This window comes from Mucilaginibacter sp. P1_D10 (assembly GCF_056406215.1).
Genome location: NZ_JBFUAP010000010.1, coordinates 164582 through 184734 on the forward strand (window position 1 = coordinate 164582; position 20153 = coordinate 184734).

At 49.1% G+C, this 20153-nt stretch carries 15 protein-coding genes; 9 read left to right on the plus strand and 6 right to left on the minus strand.

From position 1 onward, the window contains the following. Positions 1–3: 3 nt before the first annotated feature. The 3 genes from AC1DYT_RS17180 to AC1DYT_RS17190 form a co-directional block, all read right to left on the minus strand. Positions 4–1143, minus strand: a complete 1140-nt coding sequence (locus AC1DYT_RS17180; protein ID WP_477470790.1) for a trypsin-like serine peptidase — start codon at positions 1141–1143, stop codon at positions 4–6. A gap of 459 nt (positions 1144–1602) precedes the next feature. Then, positions 1603–2394, minus strand: coding sequence for a diadenylate cyclase CdaA (gene cdaA / locus AC1DYT_RS17185; RefSeq protein ID WP_477461242.1), 792 nt, complete (start codon positions 2392–2394; stop codon positions 1603–1605). A 451-nt stretch (positions 2395–2845) separates the two neighbouring features. After that, positions 2846–3817 carry a polyprenyl synthetase family protein gene (locus tag AC1DYT_RS17190; RefSeq protein WP_477470791.1) on the minus strand — a complete coding sequence of 324 codons (972 nt, stop codon included), beginning with the start codon at positions 3815–3817 and terminating at the stop codon, positions 2846–2848. Between the two features lie 584 nt (positions 3818–4401). Here AC1DYT_RS17190 and AC1DYT_RS17195 point away from each other — a divergent pair. Together AC1DYT_RS17195 and AC1DYT_RS17200 are read left to right on the plus strand one after the other, a co-directional pair. Next, positions 4402–5727: a Gfo/Idh/MocA family protein gene (locus tag AC1DYT_RS17195; protein ID WP_477470792.1), complete on the plus strand. Its 1326-nt coding sequence runs from the start codon at positions 4402–4404 to the stop codon at positions 5725–5727. Between the two features lie 187 nt (positions 5728–5914). Beyond that, positions 5915–7291 (plus strand): 3-keto-disaccharide hydrolase, encoded by a 1377-nt coding sequence (locus AC1DYT_RS17200; RefSeq protein ID WP_477470793.1) that lies wholly within the window; start codon positions 5915–5917, stop codon positions 7289–7291. Between the two features lie 155 nt (positions 7292–7446). Here AC1DYT_RS17200 and AC1DYT_RS17205 read toward each other — a convergent pair whose 3' ends face one another. Both AC1DYT_RS17205 and AC1DYT_RS17210 read right to left on the minus strand, forming a co-directional pair. Next, positions 7447–7872: a hypothetical protein gene (locus AC1DYT_RS17205; RefSeq protein ID WP_477470794.1), complete on the minus strand. Its 426-nt coding sequence runs from the start codon at positions 7870–7872 to the stop codon at positions 7447–7449. Between the two features lie 18 nt (positions 7873–7890). Beyond that, positions 7891–8322 (minus strand): hypothetical protein, encoded by a 432-nt coding sequence (locus AC1DYT_RS17210; RefSeq protein WP_477470795.1) that lies wholly within the window; start codon positions 8320–8322, stop codon positions 7891–7893. A 238-nt stretch (positions 8323–8560) separates the two neighbouring features. On the opposite strand from AC1DYT_RS17210, the gene AC1DYT_RS17215 reads away from it, so the two are divergent. From AC1DYT_RS17215 to AC1DYT_RS17245, 7 genes are all read left to right on the plus strand, one after another. Continuing rightward, entirely contained in the window at positions 8561–10567 is a 2007-nt protein-coding gene (locus AC1DYT_RS17215; RefSeq protein ID WP_477470796.1) for a glycoside hydrolase family 127 protein, read from the plus strand. Between the two features lie 15 nt (positions 10568–10582). Continuing rightward, on the plus strand, positions 10583–12778 hold the full coding sequence (locus tag AC1DYT_RS17220) for a putative Ig domain-containing protein (protein ID WP_477470797.1): 2196 nt from the start codon (positions 10583–10585) through the stop codon (positions 12776–12778). A 133-nt stretch (positions 12779–12911) separates the two neighbouring features. Beyond that, positions 12912–13859 (plus strand): dihydrodipicolinate synthase family protein, encoded by a 948-nt coding sequence (locus tag AC1DYT_RS17225; RefSeq protein WP_477470798.1) that lies wholly within the window; start codon positions 12912–12914, stop codon positions 13857–13859. A gap of 208 nt (positions 13860–14067) precedes the next feature. Continuing rightward, positions 14068–15645 (plus strand): aldehyde dehydrogenase (NADP(+)), encoded by a 1578-nt coding sequence (locus AC1DYT_RS17230; protein ID WP_477470799.1) that lies wholly within the window; start codon positions 14068–14070, stop codon positions 15643–15645. Between the two features lie 113 nt (positions 15646–15758). Beyond that, complete coding sequence (locus AC1DYT_RS17235; protein WP_477470800.1) at positions 15759–16760, plus strand: 4-hydroxyproline epimerase; 1002 nt, start codon at positions 15759–15761, stop codon at positions 16758–16760. A gap of 136 nt (positions 16761–16896) precedes the next feature. Then, a complete protein-coding gene (locus tag AC1DYT_RS17240; protein WP_477470801.1) occupies positions 16897–18141 on the plus strand; it encodes an NAD(P)/FAD-dependent oxidoreductase in 1245 nt (414 codons plus the stop codon). Between the two features lie 88 nt (positions 18142–18229). After that, entirely contained in the window at positions 18230–19111 is an 882-nt protein-coding gene (locus tag AC1DYT_RS17245; RefSeq protein WP_477470802.1) for an AraC family transcriptional regulator, read from the plus strand. Positions 19112–19117: 6 nt separating this feature from the next. On the opposite strand, the gene AC1DYT_RS17250 is transcribed toward AC1DYT_RS17245, so the two are convergent. Then, positions 19118–20056, minus strand: coding sequence for a hypothetical protein (locus AC1DYT_RS17250; RefSeq protein ID WP_477470803.1), 939 nt, complete (start codon positions 20054–20056; stop codon positions 19118–19120). Positions 20057–20153 lie beyond the last annotated feature (97 nt).

Here is a 20153-nt window from a genome sequence, read left to right on the forward strand (position 1 = left end):
AACTCAGAATTGTATGCCATATTTTTCTAATATATTATTAAATTCATCTCGCACATCTTCTTTTTTCTGAATGCCGACAATAGAATGTGCGTAGTTTTCGACAGGCAGAGAGGCCCTGCCACCATAATGAAGCCCTATTGCGCAATCTTCTTCACCAACAGCTACTACAACGGAGCCAGAGTTACCTCCTGATGTTGTGGCATCGTAGGCAAAGCTCCATGCCGGCAGGATATCGAAAGCATCAGCCACGAATCCCGGCGCAAGTCGCTTAAATCCGTATTTATCCCGAAATATATCGTACAATGGAATTTTTCCATATAATGAAAGGGCAACGGGACCGGAATATCCAATTGTAAAAACCTGAGACTCTTTAACAGGACATTGGTCTGACAGTTTAAAAACTTCAAATTCGTCGTTAGACGGCGCGAGCTTCAATATGGCCATATCTAGAGTATTCTGATATCTGATCAGTGAGTTATCCCCTAGTGTAAATATGACCTCTGTAATCTCTCGTGCTGGATAAATTGTTGAACCATTATACTCGCATCCAAAATCAATATGGCTACCAGCTTGAATGACCCACTTTTTAGTTTTATGGTCCAGTATGGCAATTTCTTGCAAAATGTGATGATTAGTCACTACCAAATCTTGATGAATTAGAAAGCCGGTACCGAAATAGTTAACATCGTTTTTTGTTTTGCTGATTCGACCGACGCTTCCAATCACCTTGCTCAACAGTTCTTTGCTGACATCTAAAGTGGTTTCCCATAAACCAACTGTTCCGGAGGATTTATCTATCTGACCGTCTTTAATCAAAAATGAAGGCCTTGTCCCGTCAAGTTTTACAATTACCTCTAACGCACCGGTAAGTTGACTATCCTTCAAAGCATCTGCATTTTCATCTCTGACCGCTTCCAAAGCAGTTTTACCATCTTTACTAATTTTCGAAATTATTTCGGCTCGATGGCTTTTAGAGATTCCCGAATGAGTGAGTTTTTGAAAAGCATCAATAGTTATTTCAATCCGTTCTTTAATTGCTTGATCAGAAAGGTTCAATTCACTTTTTTGAATACTTTCCAAAGAAGTTAAGGAACTACCTGATTTCAATAAAGAAATATAATATTTTAAAATATCGAGATGCATCGGTTTAGAATAAGATTAGGATTATCGAATGCAGACTGCGGTACCAACAACCAACTATAAATATGAATAAAAAAAAACAAAAATCAGATTATAGGTCACTATTTATTAGCTCTACGGTAACGACCATCTTAGCTCCAACTGGCGCGGGCATGCCGCACAGGGCAAGAGCGCAGTGTACCCGTACCAAGCATCCAATTGCATGTTTATGATAGCGCATAATTAACATACCCTGCATTCGCGGTAGGGATAGTAAGGGTTTGCCACGGTGCGCAGGGTGATAGCGCAGGCAACGGGGCCGAAGCGCAGCGGAGCCCTGCATAGCCCGGGGCACAGCCACCGCCATAATTTATCGCTTCAAAACAAAATCCACCTTTGCTTGCCGTATAAGATCCCTCCCTCGTACCTCGGTTCGGGATGACATTGGGGGCAGAAACCCGAATGCAAGGTTGCTCGCTTTCCTTAAAAATCCTTATTCAACAACTTCTCCAGTTCGGCGAAGCTGATGTTCATTTTTATGCGGCCTTGTTTGGCGTAGGATATTTCGCCGGTTTCTTCTGATACGATGATGGCTGTGGCGTCGTTGGCTTCGGTAACGCCTATGCCGGCGCGGTGGCGCAGGCCGAATTGCGCGGGGAGGTCGGCCTTTTCGGTTACGGGCAAAATGCAGCTGGCCGATTTTATCTTGTTGCCAGCTATTACCACCGCACCATCGTGCAGGGGGCTGTTCTTCTGGAAGATGGCCTCCAGTAGGCGTTTGGATATCTTGGCTTCTACCACCTCGCAGCTGTTCTGGTAAAATTGCTCGTCGTAATACTTGGCGAAAACGATGAGCGCCCCGGTGCGGGTCTGCTTCATGGTTTTGCAGGCATCGATGATGGGTTTTATGCGGGCGTAGTTGTTCTTTTCGGCTTCAGCTTTGCCAAAGAAATATTTCCACCAGGCCTTGTTTCGCTGCAGCGATGCATTCTTGCCCACCAGCAGCAAAAACCGCCGCACCTCCTGCTGAAAAACGATGATGATGGCAATGATGCCCACATTGGCAAAGCGGCTAAGGATGGCGGTAAGCAGCTTCATGTCCAGCGCTTCTACCACCTTATACAGCAAAAATATCGCGATGAAACCGATGAAGATATTGGTGGCGATGGTGCCCCGCATGAGGTTATAAAGCTGGTACAGGATGAACGCCACCAGCAACACATCCAGTATGTTAGGGATAGTGGGTTTCAGGAAGCTGAAATCGATGCCTTGCATGTTGCGAAGTTAATAAGTTTTGGGTGATATTGGATGGGGGTAACTACGTCAGCCATCATGTTGAATTTATTTCAACACCCCATCATAAAAGTGGCCATAGCCCGTCGACTAAAAGTCGACGGCAATGAAGGTGGGTTTGCGGTTATTGGCGCAAATCAAATATTGTAAAAAGTAATGCACCTTCATTGCCGTTCTATTTATGGAACGGATAAGCAATGCTGAGTGGTAATGAAAGCAAACTTTTAAGGTTTCGAACACTCTTATTTTCAAACCCACGGATATGGGAGCTTTAAAAAGCGCTGGGGCCAAGTGCGATTCCCCTCTTGAGAGGGGTGGAGGGGTGTGTCTGTGTACTGTGCATAGCGTTATTGCATGGTGGCAAACACACCCCTGCAACCGCACAATCCACCGCGCCCCCTCTCGAGAGGGGAATTAAAAGCGACGCAGCCTATTATTTACTCCGCTCCGTAGTAAACCTCACCAGTTGCTGCAGGCCCGTGCGGGCAGGGCCTTCGGGGAAGGTATCCAGTATAGCGAAGGCGCTTTCCTGGTATTTTTTCATTTGTATCTCCGAGTATTCCAGTCCGCCTTTTTGTTTTACGAAGCTTACGATCTCGGCAATTTTTTTTGGGTCGTCGTTATGGTTTTTCACCAGGTTTATCATGCGCTTCTTATCGGCGGGGCTGCTGTTGTTTAGCGCGTAGATAAGCGGCAGGGTGACTTTCTTTTCTTTGATATCGATGCCCACGGGCTTGCCCACATCGTCGGTACCGAAATCGAACATGTCATCTTTTATCTGGAAAGCGATGCCGATATGCTCGCCGAAGAGGCGCATTTTTTCTACGGTTTCGTCGTCGGCACCGGCAGATGCTGCACCGCAGGCACAGCAGGAGGCGATGAGCGATGCGGTTTTCTGGCGGATAACCTCGTAATAAACCGGTTCGCCAATATCCATGCGGCGCACTTTTTCTATCTGCAGCAGTTCGCCCTCGCTCATTTGCTTCACCGCTTCAGATACGATCTTGAGCAAAGCAAAGTCGCCGTTATCAATCGATAGCAGCAAGCCCTTGGATAACAGGTAATCGCCCACCAAAACGGCTATCTTATTTTTCCATAAAGCGTTGATAGAGAAGAAGCCACGTCGTTGGTAGGAGTTATCAACCACATCATCGTGCACCAGCGAAGCCGTGTGCAGCAGTTCTACCAATGCGGCCCCGCGATGGGTGCTTTCGTTGATGCCCCCGCATATACTGGCCGAAAAAAACACGAACATAGGGCGTATTTGTTTGCCCTTGCGTTTTACGATGTAATGGGTAATGCGATCCAGCAGGGGTACCGAGCTTTGCATGGAAACCTTGAATTTCTCTTCGAACACATCAATTTCTGCAGCAATAGGTTTTTTGATCTCGTCGATGTTCAGCATCTGCAATGAATCGCTTTGGTGGCGTTGTAATTTGAAGCAAACATAAGCTAAAAAAAATTATCTGCGTAAAAGGCTTATTTTTTTACCGCAATTAAACTATTGGCCGCCAAAAGCATCTATAAGTTATACATCGCCAGAGACGATATATAAGTTTTGATTTTGTGAGTTAGAGTTTTCGTTTGAGCAGGTCCCGGTGGTACGGGGCCTGCTTTTTTTGTGGGCTTTAGCGGCCCGAACCTCTACACGGCGAAACCGTAATGGGTGCAGCTTCAAAAACATCAACCACGACTGAACAACAAATTGAAATTTGGCCGACACATGACTTTGTGCCCTTTGTGAAAAATCTTTGTGCGCTTTGTGGTTAAATTTTACCACAAAGTCCACAAAGGAAAAAAACACAAAGGGCACAAAGCGAGGTTTTATTTCGAATTGTTTTTACAGAATGTATTATGCTATGGGTTACTTTGAATGCGTAAGGAGAGTCCTTTTCCAATTTATGTATTAATGTTACAAACAACTAAATACATAAAAACCTAAATTAGCCCTTACCAATTACCGCAAATACATTTACCAAACCCGGTTTTATGCAACGCAGAAGATTTATCCAGAACATGGCCGTTACCGGCACCAGTTTCCTTGTTGGCTCGCAAATGGCCATGGGCGGCGTATTTAAAGGCTCGCCCAATAAAAAAGTAGTTTTAGGCGTGATGGGCGTAAACAGTCGCGGCGCCTTTTTGGCGGCAAAGCTGGCTGCCATACCCGATGCCGAGATAGGCTACATTTGCGATGTAGACAGCAAAGCGATGGATAAATGCATCGCCGAAATAGAAAAGATAACCGGCAAACGGCCAAAAGGCATTACTGATGTACGCCAGCTATTAGAAAAGAAGGATCTGGATGCCCTGGTAATAGCCGCGCCCGACCATTGGCACGCACCCGCCACCATCCTGGCTTGCCAGGCCGGTAAGCATGTGTATGTAGAGAAACCCTGCAGCCACAACCCGCACGAGGGCGAAATGGCCATTGCAGCCGCGGCTAAATACAACAAGCTGGTGCAGATGGGCAGCCAAAGGCGATCGTTCAATAACGTACAGAAGATGGTGCAGGAACTGCACGACGGCATCATCGGCAGGGCGTATTTTGCGAGGGGCTGGTATGTAAACAACCGCAAATCCATCGGTTTCGGCAAGCCTGCGCCGGTGCCCTCCAACTTGAATTACGAACTATGGCAGGGCTACGCGCCGCGCAAGGCTTATAAAGATAACCTGATACATTACAACTGGCACTGGCATTGGAACTGGGGGACAGGAGAGGCCCTTAACAACGGCACGCACGAAATTGACGTGATGCGCTGGGGCCTTGGCGTGGATTTCCCGGATAGGGTAACCTCATCAGGCGGGCGCTTTGCCTTTAAGGACGATTGGGAAACTCCCGATACGCAAACCATACTGGCCAACTTCCCCAACAACACCGCCTTAAGCTGGGAGGGCCGCAGTTGCAATAGTTTCAATTCCGAAGGCGTGGGTCGCGGCGTAGTGTTTTATGGCGATAAAGGCACTATCAACTACGGCGGCGGCAACGGCTACCAGGTTTTCGATTACAATAATAAACTGGTAAAAGAAATAAAAGACGAAACCCCGGTAGATGCGGGCAATAAAGTGAGCCCTACCGAACTATTGGATAGAGTGCACCTGCAAAATTTCATTACCTCAATACAGGGCGATACGCAGCTGAACCAAACCATCATCAACGGCCATAAATCTACCGTGATACCGCAACTGGGCAACATTGCCCAACGCATGGGCAGGGTGCTTAACTGCGACCCAACCAACGGCCACATCCTGCACGACCCCGAAGCCATGAAGCTTTGGACAAGGGATTATGAGCCGGGATGGGATTTGAAGGTGTAAAGGCTTTTTTTAAAATCCCCTCTAGAGAGGACGCGCGACGGGCAAGAGCGAGGGGAGGGGTGTGTTTGCCACAATGGTACGTTTGCAATGCATATCGGCTAACACACCCCTGCCCCCTCTCAAGAGGGGAATCGCACGGAGCCCCCGCTTTTTATAGCAAATTGAATAAAAACATCAACCAAATACAATGAAGAACAACCTAAAAATATGGATACTAGCCGCTGCTGCAAGCATCGGCATACAGGCAGCATCGGCACAAACAAAACCCGGCTATACCAGCCTGTTCGACGGTAAAACCTTAAAAGGCTGGAAAAAACTGGCGGGCAATGCGGAGTACGTTGTGGACAACGGCGTAATCATCGGTACGGCGGTGCTTAACAGCGGCAATACCTTTTTGGTAACTGAGAAGGAATACGGCGATTTTGTGCTGGAACTGGATGTGATGACCGAAAGCAACCTCACCAACTCGGGCGTGCAGGTACGCAGCCATTACAACCCTGCCGGCCACGAAGGCAAGGGCCTGGTTTACGGCAAGCAATGCGAAGTGGACCCCAGCGACCGCAGCTGGACCGGCGGCATCTACGACGAAGGCCGCCGCGACTGGCTATACCCCATGGAACTAAACGGCAAAGCCAAAGAGCTTTGGAAAACCGGCGAATACAACCACATCAAAATAGAGTGCATTGGTAATACCACCAAAACCTGGGTAAACGGCGTAGCCAAAGCCTTTGTGGTAGATACATTGGATAACAAAGGTTTTATAGGCTTGCAGGTGCACGCCATAAGCGAAGCCGGGCAGGCAGGCAAGAAGATATATTTCAAGAACATCCAGATAAAAACGGGCAAGCTAAGCCTGCAGCCATTTTCCGAAGACGCTTACGTAGTGAACCTGGTACCCAATAAGCTATCAGATTTTGAGGAGCACGGCGGCTGGAAACTGCTGTTTGATGGTAAAAGCAATAAGGGCTGGCACAGCGCAACTGCTGCTACTTTCCCGGCAAAGGGCTGGAGCGTAAAAGGTGGCACCATTTCGGTACTGGGCTCGGTAGGTGGCGAAGCTACCAATGGCGGCGACATTGTTACGGACGGGGAGTATGCTGCGTTCGATTTGTCGTTCGAATTCAAAATGGTAACCGGTGCCAATAGTGGATTGAAATATTTTGTTACCCTCAGCGAGAAAACTACCGGCTCGGCCATAGGCCTGGAGTACCAGGTGCTTGATGATGCCGTGCACCCCGATGCCAAGCTTGGCCGCGACGGCAACCGCACCCTGGCGTCCCTTTACGACCTTATCCCCGCCAAAAAGCAGACCCGCTTCGTGCACCCCATAGGCGCCTGGAACATCGGTCGCATTGTAGTGTATCCCAATAACCACGTAGAGCATTACCTAAACGGCATCAAAGTGCTGGAGTACGACCGTGGCTCGCAAGCCTACCGCGATCTGGTAGCCATCAGCAAATACAAAGTTTGGAAAGATTTCGGCGAAGCTGCGAAAGGCCACCTGCTATTGCAGGATCATGGTTTTGATGTGAATTATAGGAATATCAAGATAAAGCAGTTGTAGCTTTAAAATATTTAACCACAAAGGGCACAAAGAATTGCACGCTTATTTACACAAAGAGCACAAAGTTTTTTAAGCGGTCTGTAAATACTTTGTGCTCTTTGTGTTTCTCGCTTTGCGCCCTTTGTGGTTAAATAAACAAGTAAGTGTGGCCGCGCTTATTCAAACTTATCTGCCACCACCTGTATCTTCATATCGGGCATTTCGGCAGCTACCATAGTTACGGTAACTTTGCCTCCTTTGCCTTCAATGGTAATGGTGGCGTTAAGCTCTTTCCCTCCATCGGTAAATACGGAAGTTACTACCGTTTTGCCTTCTTTATAAGGCATCGTCCAGTTGCAACTGTAAGATTTTATGGGGCCGGTCATTTTGTGTTCCTCATCGCCAGGTGCAATAATCACTTCGGTTTTGGTGAGGGTGATTAGCGTCTCTTCGTCCTTAGTGCGCTGCAGTTCGCCTTTGGCGTTGTAGTAATTGGTTGTCGATGATGCCAGGAATACCGGCTTGTCGCATTGTGCAAAGCTGATTGTTGTGCCTGCCAGTACCAATACGAAGGCCAGCACTATTTTCTTTAGATTTTTCATGTGTTATGATTAAGAGGATTATTCGAATGTATTGGCCACTACCTGTATCTTTTTACCGGGCATCTCATCGGCGGTAAACGTGAGCGTAACTTTTCCGTCTTTACCCTCGATGGTGATGTTTACGTGCAGGTCGTTGTTGCCATCGGTTAGCAGGGCCTTCAGGGTTGTTTTGCCTTCTTTGAAAGGGGTTGTCCAGTTGCAGGTATATTCGGTAACGCTGCCATTCATCATATGGTCGCCCGGTGTTATGGTTATTTCCGTTTTGGATAGGGTCACCACGGTTTGTTCATCGGCTGTCCTTTCCACTTCACCCTTATCATTCAGGTAGGTGGTTACCGAAGAGGTTAATTTTACCGGTTTGTCGCACTGCGCAAAGCTGATGGTGCTGCCTGCCAGTATCAAAGCAACAGCCAGTATGCCCGCTTTTAAAATGTTGTTTTTTGTTTTCATTGTATGGGTTGAATTTTAATTTCCACAAAGATATATGTTTAATATAGTATTATGCAATACAAAGTACTATATAAATCAACAAATTGTGAATTGCTTGTATTTTATCGCAACTTGGCTATCGTTGTTGATTATGATGGTAATATTTAGTTACAATCAGATAAAAACTAATCGATAAGCCGCTCATTTTCCCTTACTTTTGAATAGCTTTACCTTTAGCTATCAAATTATCCTGTTGCCCATGAAGAAGCTCCTTTTTTTGCTTTTAGCCTTTGGTGGTACTTCGGCCTTTGCGCAGATGCATGACTATCCTATACAGCCTGTTGCCTTTACCAAGGTTACACTGACGGATAAATTCTGGACCTCGCGCATCGAAACCAATCGCACGGTAACCATCCCGGCATCGTTCGACCGTTGCAAAACCACGGGCAGGATAAAGAACTTTGAGATGGCGGCCGAGGGCAAGGGCAAGTTTTGCACCGTTTACCCTTTTGATGATACCGATATCTACAAAACCATCGAAGGCGCCTCATACTCGCTTGCGGTACATCCCGATAAGCAATTGGATGCCTACCTCGATTCGCTGATTACAGTAGTTGGCAAGGCGCAGGAAAAGGATGGCTATTTGTACACCTACCGCACTATCGACCCATTGCATCCAGGTGGGGCGGCAGGCCCCGAGCGCTGGGTAAAAGAGAACGAACAGAGTCACGAACTATACTGCGCCGGCCACATGTATGAGGGCGCAGCCGCGCACTTTATGGCGACAGGCAAACGCAACTTCCTCAATATCGCTTTAAAGAATGCCGACTTGCTGGTACAGACTTTCGGTCCCGGAAAAAGGGCAGTTGCCCCGGGCCACGAAATTGTGGAGATGGGCCTGGTACGCCTTTACCGCATCACCGGGAAAAAGGAATACCTCGATCTGGCTAAATTTTTTATAGATCAGCGTGGCAAAAAGCCATATAACAAGAAAAGTAAAAACGTTTGGGAAAACGGCACCTACTACCAGGACGATAAACCCGTCATCAACCAGGATGAGGCCGAGGGCCACGCCGTGCGCGCCATGTACCTGTACTCGGGTATGGCCGATGTGGCTGCCTTAACAGGCGATAAGGAATACCTGGCCGCCATAGATAAGATATGGGATAACATGGTAGGTAAAAAAATGTACGTACAAGGCAGCATCGGCGCTGTTGGCGATGGCGAACGTTTCGGCGATAATTACGAGCTGCCAAACACCACCGCCTATAACGAAACCTGCGCCGCCATTGGCAGCGTGTTCTGGAACCAGCGCATGTTTTTGCTGCACGGCGATTCTAAATACATAGATGTGCTGGAAAAAGTGCTTTATAACGGCCTTATCTCGGGCGTTGGGCTGGATGGTAAATCGTTCTTCTATACTAATGCCATGCAAATACAGGAGCATTTTAATCACCCCGATATTGAGCGCGAGCGTTCGGGCTGGTTCGTGTGCTCTTGCTGTCCAACCAATATTGCCAGGCTCATACCCTCGGTGCCGGGCTACATTTATGCGCAGAACGGCAAGGATGTGTTCGTGAACCTGTTCATCAGCGGCACGGGCAGCATGCTGGTAAACAATAAGACTTTGCAGATAACCCAGCAAAACAATTACCCCTGGGATGGCGGACTTGCCTTTATTATCAACCCGGCATCGGCTATGGATATGAACCTCAAGATACGTATCCCCGGCTGGGCGCAGAATCAGGCCGTACCATCAGATCTGTACAGCTATCAGCAGCCGCTCAACAAAAAAGTAGTTATTAAACTGAACGGCCAGCCGGTAGAATACCAAATAGAAAGGGGCTACGCCGTCATCAGCAAGAAATGGAAGAAGGGAGATAAGGTAGAAATGCTGCTGCCGATGGATGTGCAGCGCGTTGTAGCCAGCGATAAACTGCCCAACGATGCAGGTAGGATAGCCCTGCAACGCGGTCCGCTGATGTATGCGGCTGAATGGACAGACAATGGCGGGTTGGCCAGTAACATCATCATCCCGAAGGATGCGGTATTTACTTCTCAATTTGATGCGGGCCTGCTTAATGGGGTGACCGTTTTGAAGGCCAATGTGAAAGCCATCAATATAGATGCCGATAAGCAAATAGTAAGCACCGAAGCAAAGACCCTTACGGCTATACCATACTATGCATGGGCCAACCGGGGCAAAGGAGAGATGATGGTTTGGTTTCCTGAACAGGTAAAATATGTCGATATTATCAGCCGATAACCAAATCTCTATCAAATGAAAAAGATATTCGCCATTTTGTTCCTGCTGGCCTGCTTTGCAAAAGCCGATGCGCAGGTTTCGCTCGCCACCGGCTGGAAATTCATGCCCGGCGACAGCACCATTTACAGTGACCAAACCTATGACGACAGCCAATGGAAACCCATCGATGTGGCTAAATCCTGGGAGCGGCAAGGCTACCCCGACCGTAACGGTTTTGGCTGGTACCGCCTGCATGTAACTATCCCCGCATCATTAAAAAACAATGCCTATTTAAAGGATAGCCTCCGTTTTGATTTGCAGAACGTAGACGATAACGACGAGGTGTACCTCAACGGCAAACTGGTAGCCAAAACCGGCAGCAATATCAAAGAAGGCCATTACGGCCCGCGCCGCTATGTGCTGGCCACCAACAACCCCGCTATTTTGTGGGATAAGGAGAACGTGATAGCCATCCGCATATTCGATACCGGCGGCGATGGCGGCCTGTACGGCAACCAGTTCAGCATCAGCATGAATGATATCATGGACTATGTTACCATTAATAGTGATGCGGATTTTTTTTACGGTGAAAAAAAATCCTTAGGTAAATCCATCAAACTCGTAGCCAGAGGCAGCTACAAATATAAGGGCATCCTCGAATTTAAGATGACGGACCCTGAGGACGGCAAAGTGCTTTATCAAAAAGCAAACAACGCTGCTTTCACAAACCACAAACCTTTCACTTATACCTTTAATGCTGCATTACTCGAGAAGAAATCGTACGTATTGAGCTATGAGTTTACCGATAGCCTATCGGGAACCAAAATTTCGAAGATAGAAAGTACGCCGTACATTCTTACGCCCGAGCCATCGGCGCAGCCAAAAATAAATGGGCCCGAGGTTTATGGCGCAAGGCCGGGCAATCCCTTCTTGTACCTCATCCCGGCAACGGGGCAAAAACCCATTACCTATAAAGCTGCAGGTTTGCCAAAAGGGTTAACGCTGGATAGCAAGACCGGCATTATTACCGGCGTAGTCACCCCAAAGGGCGAATACTTTGTAACGCTTATGGCAAGCAATGCCTTGGGCAGTACGGGCAAAAAATTCACCATCAGCATAGGCGATAAAATCGGCCTGACGCCCGCTTTGGGCTGGAATAGCTGGAATGCCTTTGGCCTGAGCGTGGATGATGCCCGCGTGCGCACCGCCGCCAACACCATGATAGAAAAACTGGCCGCTTACGGCTGGAACTACGTGAACATAGATGATGGATGGGAAATAGACAAACGCCTGCCAAACGGCGCGATCACCACCAACAGCAAGTTCCCGGATATGAAAGCAACAACAGCCTATGTGCACAGCCTGGGCTTGAAGATGGGGATTTACTCATCGCCCGGTCCAACTACTTGCGGCGGCTACTTAGGCAGCTGGCAGCACGAGGATCAGGATGCCCAAACCTATGGCGACTGGGGTATCGATTACCTGAAATACGACTGGTGCTCTTACAGCGAAGTAACAGCTTCGAAGCCATCGCTTGATGATTTGAAGAAACCTTACCAGGTAATCCGCGCATCGCTGGATAAGGTACACCGCGATATTATGCTGAGTTTTTGCCAATATGGCTGGGGCAAGGTATGGGAGTGGGGTGCCGAAACCGGCGGCAATAGCTGGCGGACCACCGGCGATATAGAAGATACCTGGAGGAGTATGTCGCAGATTGGTTTTAACCAGGACGAGGCCGCCAAATTTGCGCAGCCCGGCCATTTTAACGACCCCGATATGCTGGTTGTAGGCAAAGTGGGCTGGGGACCAACCCTGCATAACAGCCGCCTTACTGCCGATGAGCAATATACGCACATCAGTCTGTGGAGCTTGCAGTCGGTACCACTATTGATAGGTTGCGATATGGGTGCACTGGATAAATTCACCCTTAACCTGCTTACCAACAGCGAGGTGCTGGCGATAGATCAGGATGCCCTGGGCAAAGCCGCCCGCCAGGTGGTAAAGACCGATACTTACCAGATATGGGTAAAACAGATGAAAGACGGCAGCAGAGCAATCGGCCTCTTCAACCTGAGCGACAAGTACCAAACCATTACGTTGGATAGCCAAACAGCGGGTGCGTACACCAGTATCCGCAATGTATGGCAGCAAAAAGATATCGCCAAAAGCGCAGGTGATTTTAAAGCCAGCGTAGCACCGCACGGGGTGCTGTTGTTGAGGGTGAAGTAGGTAGCCCCACCCAAACCCTCCCTGCCTACCGGCAGGCAGGCCCTGAAGGGGAGGGCTTAAAAAGGAGAACACATTAATTAATAAATAAGTAAATCAAAAATTCCCCCTTCAGGGGGTTAGGGGGCTGAGCATTATGAGTATAGTATGGAAAGGGGTATTCCCCGCGGTAACCACGAAGTTTACCGATAACGATGAATTGGATTTCGAAGCGTTCGACAAGAACATCGAAGCGCAGATAGAAGCCGGCGCAAATGGCTTTGTATTGGGTGGTTCGCTGGGCGAAGCAAGTGTGCTTACCGACGAGGAAAAGTTGGCCTTGCTGGAGCATACCGTAAAGCTGGTTGACAAACGCGCCTATGTGATATTGAACATAGCTGAGCAAACTACTAAAGCTGCCTTGCTTTGCGCCAAAAACGCCGAAAAATACGGTGCCGATGGCCTGATGATGCTGCCACCGTTGCGTTACAAAGCCGACGATGCCGAAACTGTGAAGTATTTTGCCGATGTGGCCCAAAGCACGCACCTGCCCATCATGATATACAACAACCCCTACGATTATAAGATAGAGGTTACGCTGGATATGTTTGAAGAGCTATCGGCATACCCGAACATACAGGCGGTAAAAGAATCAACCCGCGACGTAAGCAACGTTACCCGTATGATCAACCGTTTCGGCGATAGGTTCGCTATCATGACAGGTGTTGACACCCTGGCCCTCGAAAGCCTTTTTATGGGTGCCGATGGTTGGATAGCCGGTTTGGTTGATGCTTTCCCGCGCGAAACCGTAGCTGTTTACCGTTTGGCTAAAGCCGAACGTATGCAGGAGGCTCTGGCCATCTACCGCTGGTTTTTGCCTGTGCTGGAGCTGGATATCCACCCAAAACTGGTACAATACATCAAGCTTGCCGAAAGCGTAACCGGCCTGGGCACCGAAACCGTGCGCTTACCGCGCTTAAAAATAACAGGCGACGAGCGCGAAAGGGTTCTAAAAGTGATTAACCACGCCGTTAAAAACCGCCCCGAATTGCCTGTTGGCAGCTGGGGTGTGGAAGCGGAAGTGGATGTAACCGGGGTGAGTTAAGGGAGAGAGTCAAGAAATAAGAGCCAAGAGCCAAGAAGTGCCCAAACACCTCCACGTCATTGCGAGAAGCGGTGGGCTGGCTAAGGAGGTGGGGCGACAAAGCAATCCTCGGCAAGCAGAGCCGTCCTGTAAATCCGACCTGCCTGCCGATGGTTGCCACGCTTCGCTCGCAATGACGGACTGTTTAAACAGGTTCTAAAACTAACACATGAACACGCAAAATATAATAGGATATTCGTTAATACCCCCAACCGGTAAAAGCTTCAGGGCGTTGAGCCCTGCAAACGAAACCGAGCTGGACGGCGATTTTGCGGTAGCAACCACTGCCGATGCGGATGCGGCCATGCAACTGGCCGATAAAGCATTTGCCGTTTACCGCCATACCGATGCCAAGACAAAGGCTGCCTTTTTACGCAGCATTGCCGAAGGCATAACGGCACTGGGCGATGAATTGCTCAATCGCTGCGCAGCAGAAACCGGCTTGCCTATTCCCCGTTTAACGGGCGAGCGTGGCAGAACGACAGGTCAACTGAACATGTACGCCAGCCTGCTGGAAGAAGGCAGTTGGGTAGATGCTGTGATAGATACCGCCATCCCCGATAGGACGCCGCTGCCTCGTGTGGATATTCGCAAAATGCTGGTGCCTATTGGTCCCGCTGTGGTATTTGGTGCGAGCAACTTCCCGATGGCGTTCTCAGTTGCCGGTGGCGATACCGTTTCGGCTTTGGCTGCTGGTTGCCCGGTGGTAGTGAAGGCGCATCCGGCACATCCTGGTGCCAGCGCATTGGTTGCCGGGGTAATTATGCGGGCAGCTAAAAAGCATAACCTGCCTGATGGCGTTTTCTCTCACCTGTTCGATGATGGTTACGCCGTTGGCGAAACGTTGGTAAAGCATCCCAAAACAAAAATCGTGACCTTTACCGGTTCGCTAAAAGGGGGCATGGCATTGGTGAAAATGGCCCGCGAACGCGATGAGCCTATCCCTGTATTTGCCGAAATGGGCAGCATCAACCCGGTAATATTATTGCCACAGGCCTTGCAAAACCGTGCCGAAGAACTGGCTAAAACCTACGGCGAATCTATCACCATGAGTGCGGGGCAGTTTTGTACCAACCCGGGCTTATTGCTGGCGATGAGATCCGAAGGCTTAGACAGGTTCAAAGCAGCCCTTGGCGCATCTATCGTAAATGTAAACTCCGCTACTATGCTCACTGCGGGTATCTGCAGCAATTACCAAAAACTTTCCGAAGAAAGGCTGGGTAACCATGCCGTAGTGGTTATTGGGCAGTCGGAAAAGTTGAATACCGGAAGCGCAAACCAGGCATTGGCTGTGGTAAGCGAAATAGCTGCTTCAGATTTTCTGGCCGATGATAAATTCAAAGAAGAAGTATTCGGTCCCTACAGCATGCTGGTAGTTGCCGATGATATGGCGCAGTTAGAAACCGTTATCAGCTCGCTGCATGGGCAGCTAACCGCTACCATCATGGCCGAAAGGGAAGAACTGGCCTTGTACGAACCTATCGTTAATAAACTATCGGCCATAGCCGGTCGCGTGATATTGAACGGCCCGCCAACAGGCGTGGAGGTAGGTAACGCCATGCAGCATGGCGGCCCTTTCCCGGCAACATCCGATAGCAGGTTTACATCGGTAGGTACTGGTGCTATCAAGCGTTTTGTGCGCCCGGTAGCCTGGCAAAACTGGGACAATGCGCTACTGCCTGATGCCCTTAAAGACGAAAACCCGCTGGGCATTTGGCGGCTATTTAATAATGAATGGAGTAAATAGGTGAGAGGTAAATGGAGAGTGGTGAGTGGTTGCATAGCTGAACAGTAGTAAATGCATTATAACCACTAAACCAACCACTCACCACTCAACTACTCACCACTCACCCAAATGAAATGACTAAAACATTCTTCTGTATCGACGCGCATACCTGCGGTAACCCGGTGAGGCTGGTTGCCGGTGGCGGCCCCAATTTAACGGGCACCAATATGAGCGAGAAGCGCCAGCACTTCTTAAAAGAGTACGACTGGATACGCAAAGGCCTGATGTTTGAGCCGCGTGGGCACGATATGATGAGCGGCAGCATTCTGTACCCTCCTCATGATCCGGCTAACGATGTAGCCGTACTGTTCATCGAAACCAGCGGCTGCCTGCCTATGTGCGGGCACGGCACCATAGGTACCATCACCATCGCGGTGGAGGAAGGGCTTATCACCCCCAAAACTCCGGGTATTATCCGCATGGAAGCACCCGCCGGCTTGGTGCTGATATCCTATAGACAAGTAGGCGGTAAGGTAAAATCAGTAAAGTTGGTTAACGTAGCCTCGTACCTCGATTCGGAAGGATTGGAAGTAGAATGCCCTGATTTGGGCATGCTCACTGTTGATGTGGCCTACGGTGGCAACTTCTACGCGATAGTAGACCCGCAAGTGAACTTTGCCGGACTGGAAAACTACACCGCCGACCAGCTGATTTCCTGGAGCAGGGTGTTGCGCACGCGCATCAACGAAAAATACACCTTCGTCCACCCCGAAAATCCGACAATCAACACCTGCACGCATATCCTGTGGGCAGGCAAGACTATCTCGCCCGAGGCAACCGCCCGCAACGCCGTTTTTTATGGCGATAAAGCGATAGACCGCTCGCCCTGCGGCACAGGTACATCGGCACGTATGGCGCAATGGCATGCCAAGGGCAAACTCAAAAAAGGCGACCAGTTCATCCACGAAAGTATTATCGGCAGCCAGTTCATTGGCACGGTAGAGGATGAAGTAACGTTAGGCGGCAAGCCCGCCATTATACCCGGCATAGAAGGCTGGGCAAAAGTGTACGGCTACAACACCATCAAAATTGATGACGAGGATGACCCGTACGCGTTTGGGTTTCAGGTGATATAGAAACACATAAATACAATAACCACCGCGTCATTGCGAGGAACGAAGCAATCTCTGCACAGGACATGCAAGCACGCATGGCGCCGATGCAAAGCCGGGAGATTGCTTCGTTCCTCGCAATGACGCTCTGATAAAATTCATGAGTAAAACAACCATCATAGGAGGCGGAATAATAGGCCTTTTTTCAGCTTATTACCTGCACAAAGCAGGCTGTGAAGTAGAAATACTAGAGCAGGGCAACCTGAGCGACAATGCCTCGTTTGGCAATGCGGGCATGATAGTGCCCAGCCATTTTATACCATTGGCCGCGCCGGGCATGATAGAGCAAGGCATCCGCTGGATGTTCGATAGCAAGAGTCCGTTCTACGTAAAACCTTCTTTAAATCCCGAGCTGATTGGCTGGGGACTTAAATTTTTAAAGGCAGCCAATAAAAAACATGTGGAACGCTCGGCAGTGGCCCTGCGCGACCTTTCGCTCCTGAGCAAAAAGCTATATCTGGATTTTGATAAAACGGCGGGCTTTGACTTCGGACTGGAGGACAAGGGCATCCTGATGCTATATAAAACTGCCAAATTTGAAGATGAAGAACACCATACCGCCGAAAAGGCAAGAGCGCTTGGGCTCGACGCGCAAAACCTTACTGCCGATGAAGTTCGCGCTTTGCAGCCCGAGATTGATACGGACGTATTAGGTGCTGTGCATTACCATTGCGATGCGCATCTGTATCCCAATAAACTGATGGCGGGTTTAGTGAAATACCTCGAAGCAGCAGGCGTAAAGATTCATCGAAATACACCGGTTACGCATATCGAACGCGATCAAGGTAAAGTGGTATCCGTGCAAAGTAATGATAGAAGTTTTAAGGCGGATAAATACCTGATTGCGGGTGGTGCATGGTCGCCGGCGATTGCTAAACTTGCCGGGCTTAACGTTCCGTTGATGCCGGGCAAAGGCTATTCTTTTATGGTTGATGAACCACAGAAACGGATGAGTATCCCGGCGCTGCTGTGCGAGGCGAGGGTATCGGTAACCCCCATGAATAGCAGCATCCGCTTTGGCGGCACCATGGAAATAGGCAAGATAAATGATAAGATAAACATGAACCGCGTAGCGGGTATCGTAGAATCTATCCCCAAATATTTCCCAGGCTTTAAACCCGCTACGCCGCAAGTAAAAGATATCTGGTACGGTTTCCGCCCCTGCTCGCCCGATGGCTTGCCTTATATCGGCACGTCGGCCAGGTATAGCAATGTAGCCATAGCCACCGGCCACGGCATGATGGGCCTAAGCTTAGCACCAGCAACAGGTAAACTAATTGAAGAAGTGCTTAACGAAAAGCAAGTATCAACTAATATTGACCAATTTTCACCTAACCGATATTAACTGCCCCTCCCAACCCTCCCCTGAAGGGGGGGGCTTAAAAAGTCTCCCCCTTCAGGGGGAGATTTAGAGGGGGCTTAACCAATAACCCATGAAAGTCCTCCCCTTTACCATACCGGTGCCGCATGGGCAAAGCATTATTGTGCAGGAGGAGGAATTGCCGCATTTTTATCCGCACCTGCATCGCCATGCCGAAATACAGGTAACCTGGATACAACAGGGCGAGGGTACGCTGCTTGCGGGCAATAGCATGCACGTTTTTGGTAGTGGGGACGTATATGTATTGGGTGCTAACCAGCCACACTTGTTTAAAAGCAGTCCCGAATATTTTGCCGAGGGGAGCGATAAGCAGGTGAGAGCCATCAGTGTTTTTTTTAACCCCAACGGGCAATTGACTGCTCTTTTTGGCCTGCCGGAAATGGCCCTGCTGAAAAGCTTTTTTACCCAATGGCAAAGCGGTTTTAAGATACCTGCAGATGCCGCTGTAGCTTTTTGGGCCATGATACAGAAGATACAATATGCAAATGGAGCCGCGCAGCTGGCTTTGCTGATAGATATGCTGAATGCGATGAGCTTGCTGGAAGGTATAGAACCGTTATCATCCGGGAATTACCCCTACTCCATGACCGACCCCGAAGGTGCCCGCATCGCATCGGTGTACAATTACATTATGCACAACTATAGTAATGCCCTCACGCTGGATGAAGTTGCCCGGCTGGCGCATTTAACGCCCAACGCATTCTGCCGGTATTTTAAGAAGCACACCCGCACCACCTTCATCGCATTCGTAAACAAGGTGAGGGTAAACGAAGCCTGCAAACTGCTGGTAAACGGCAGCCTCAACAACATTGCCGATGTAGCCTACAGCTGCGGTTTTAGCAGCATTACCAATTTCAACTACGTGTTTAAGGCCATTACAGGCAAATCGCCGAGGGAATATATGAGCGGGTACGCGGGTGCGGTAAAAAACTAACTGCAGTTAATTCGGTACGTCGTAATAATAAATGGGCGAGTACACGCCCTCGCTGGTGGTATAGTAGCCTCTGCCATCGGGCGTAAAGCCTATCGCTTCGCCTTGTTTTTCCTGCTTGTACGGCAGTTCGCGTGGGGGGCGCTGCATGGCCTGCCAAACGGCTTCATTAGGGCGGCGCGTCCAATAATATACTTTCTCGTAGCTTTTCAGCAAAATGCGGGTTCCATCTTTAGAAATATCCCCCGCCGTAATCCATTTAAAGGGGCGTATGCCTTTAAAGAACAGCTTGGTGCGAAAGGTCATGGTAACGGTATCGTCGTTGCGGTAGTTGAGAGGCGAGGTGTAAACGCCCACACTGTCGCCACGTTTAGATACGATGTATATCAGCTTCTCCAGCGGGTCTATCATCATGGTTTCGGCATCGCGCGGGCCGCCCGGGTATTGCAGGTTGATAGGAACAGGGACGGTATTGGCCACACTGTCCTTCCCCCAGGATTTTTTCTCTTCTGTGCGGTAAATGGTAATGAATTTCCGTTGGGACGAATTGTCGCCTATGTCGCCAACGTAAACATAGCTTTTGCCTTTTGCGGGGCCGGGGCCAACGTCTATGTCTTCTACATCCAGCGCTCCAAGGTGCTGCTTATGGCCACGGTAATATATGGTGGTGCGCAGCTTGCCATCGGGCGTTATGGCAAAAAAACGGCTGGTATCGCCGCTATCGTTGTGTACGTAATAAATATCGGGGTTAAGGGTTGATGCTGCAATGCCCGACGTTTCGTCCATCACTTTATCCTGCAATCGGCCGGCGGCCTGTTGCTTGCGATCTATAAGGCGATGCTTGGCATAGGCACCCACAAACATCAGTATCACAATGGGTATCAGTACGTTTAATTTCTTGCGTCGGCTCATGTCTTTATAAGCATTAATAACATATAATCGCTTCATATATTATCAACTTCGCACAAAATTAGCTCATTGGTTATCAAAAATAGTAAAATTATGGCAATTAAATGCATAAGGTTGAAGGCTATAGCCTATAAGG

Excerpts from the sequence above, each read along its gene's own strand:
- AC1DYT_RS17245 (WP_477470802.1), top strand. The coding sequence starts at position 18,230 with ATGAAAGTCCTCCCCTTTACCATACCGGTGCCGCATGGGCAAAGCATT.
- AC1DYT_RS17200 (WP_477470793.1), top strand. The coding sequence starts at position 5,915 with ATGAAGAACAACCTAAAAATATGGATACTAGCCGCTGCTGCAAGCATC.
- AC1DYT_RS17205 (WP_477470794.1), bottom strand. The coding sequence starts at position 7,872 with ATGAAAAATCTAAAGAAAATAGTGCTGGCCTTCGTATTGGTACTGGCA.
- AC1DYT_RS17180 (WP_477470790.1), bottom strand. The coding sequence starts at position 1,143 with ATGCATCTCGATATTTTAAAATATTATATTTCTTTATTGAAATCAGGT.
- AC1DYT_RS17240 (WP_477470801.1), top strand. The coding sequence starts at position 16,897 with ATGAGTAAAACAACCATCATAGGAGGCGGAATAATAGGCCTTTTTTCA.
- cdaA (WP_477461242.1), bottom strand. The coding sequence starts at position 2,394 with ATGCAAGGCATCGATTTCAGCTTCCTGAAACCCACTATCCCTAACATA.
- AC1DYT_RS17250 (WP_477470803.1), bottom strand. The coding sequence starts at position 20,056 with ATGAAGCGATTATATGTTATTAATGCTTATAAAGACATGAGCCGACGC.
- AC1DYT_RS17220 (WP_477470797.1), top strand. The coding sequence starts at position 10,583 with ATGAAAAAGATATTCGCCATTTTGTTCCTGCTGGCCTGCTTTGCAAAA.
- AC1DYT_RS17210 (WP_477470795.1), bottom strand. The coding sequence starts at position 8,322 with ATGAAAACAAAAAACAACATTTTAAAAGCGGGCATACTGGCTGTTGCT.
- AC1DYT_RS17195 (WP_477470792.1), top strand. The coding sequence starts at position 4,402 with ATGCAACGCAGAAGATTTATCCAGAACATGGCCGTTACCGGCACCAGT.
- AC1DYT_RS17190 (WP_477470791.1), bottom strand. The coding sequence starts at position 3,817 with ATGCTGAACATCGACGAGATCAAAAAACCTATTGCTGCAGAAATTGAT.
- AC1DYT_RS17215 (WP_477470796.1), top strand. The coding sequence starts at position 8,561 with ATGAAGAAGCTCCTTTTTTTGCTTTTAGCCTTTGGTGGTACTTCGGCC.
- AC1DYT_RS17235 (WP_477470800.1), top strand. The coding sequence starts at position 15,759 with ATGACTAAAACATTCTTCTGTATCGACGCGCATACCTGCGGTAACCCG.
- AC1DYT_RS17225 (WP_477470798.1), top strand. The coding sequence starts at position 12,912 with ATGAGTATAGTATGGAAAGGGGTATTCCCCGCGGTAACCACGAAGTTT.
- AC1DYT_RS17230 (WP_477470799.1), top strand. The coding sequence starts at position 14,068 with ATGAACACGCAAAATATAATAGGATATTCGTTAATACCCCCAACCGGT.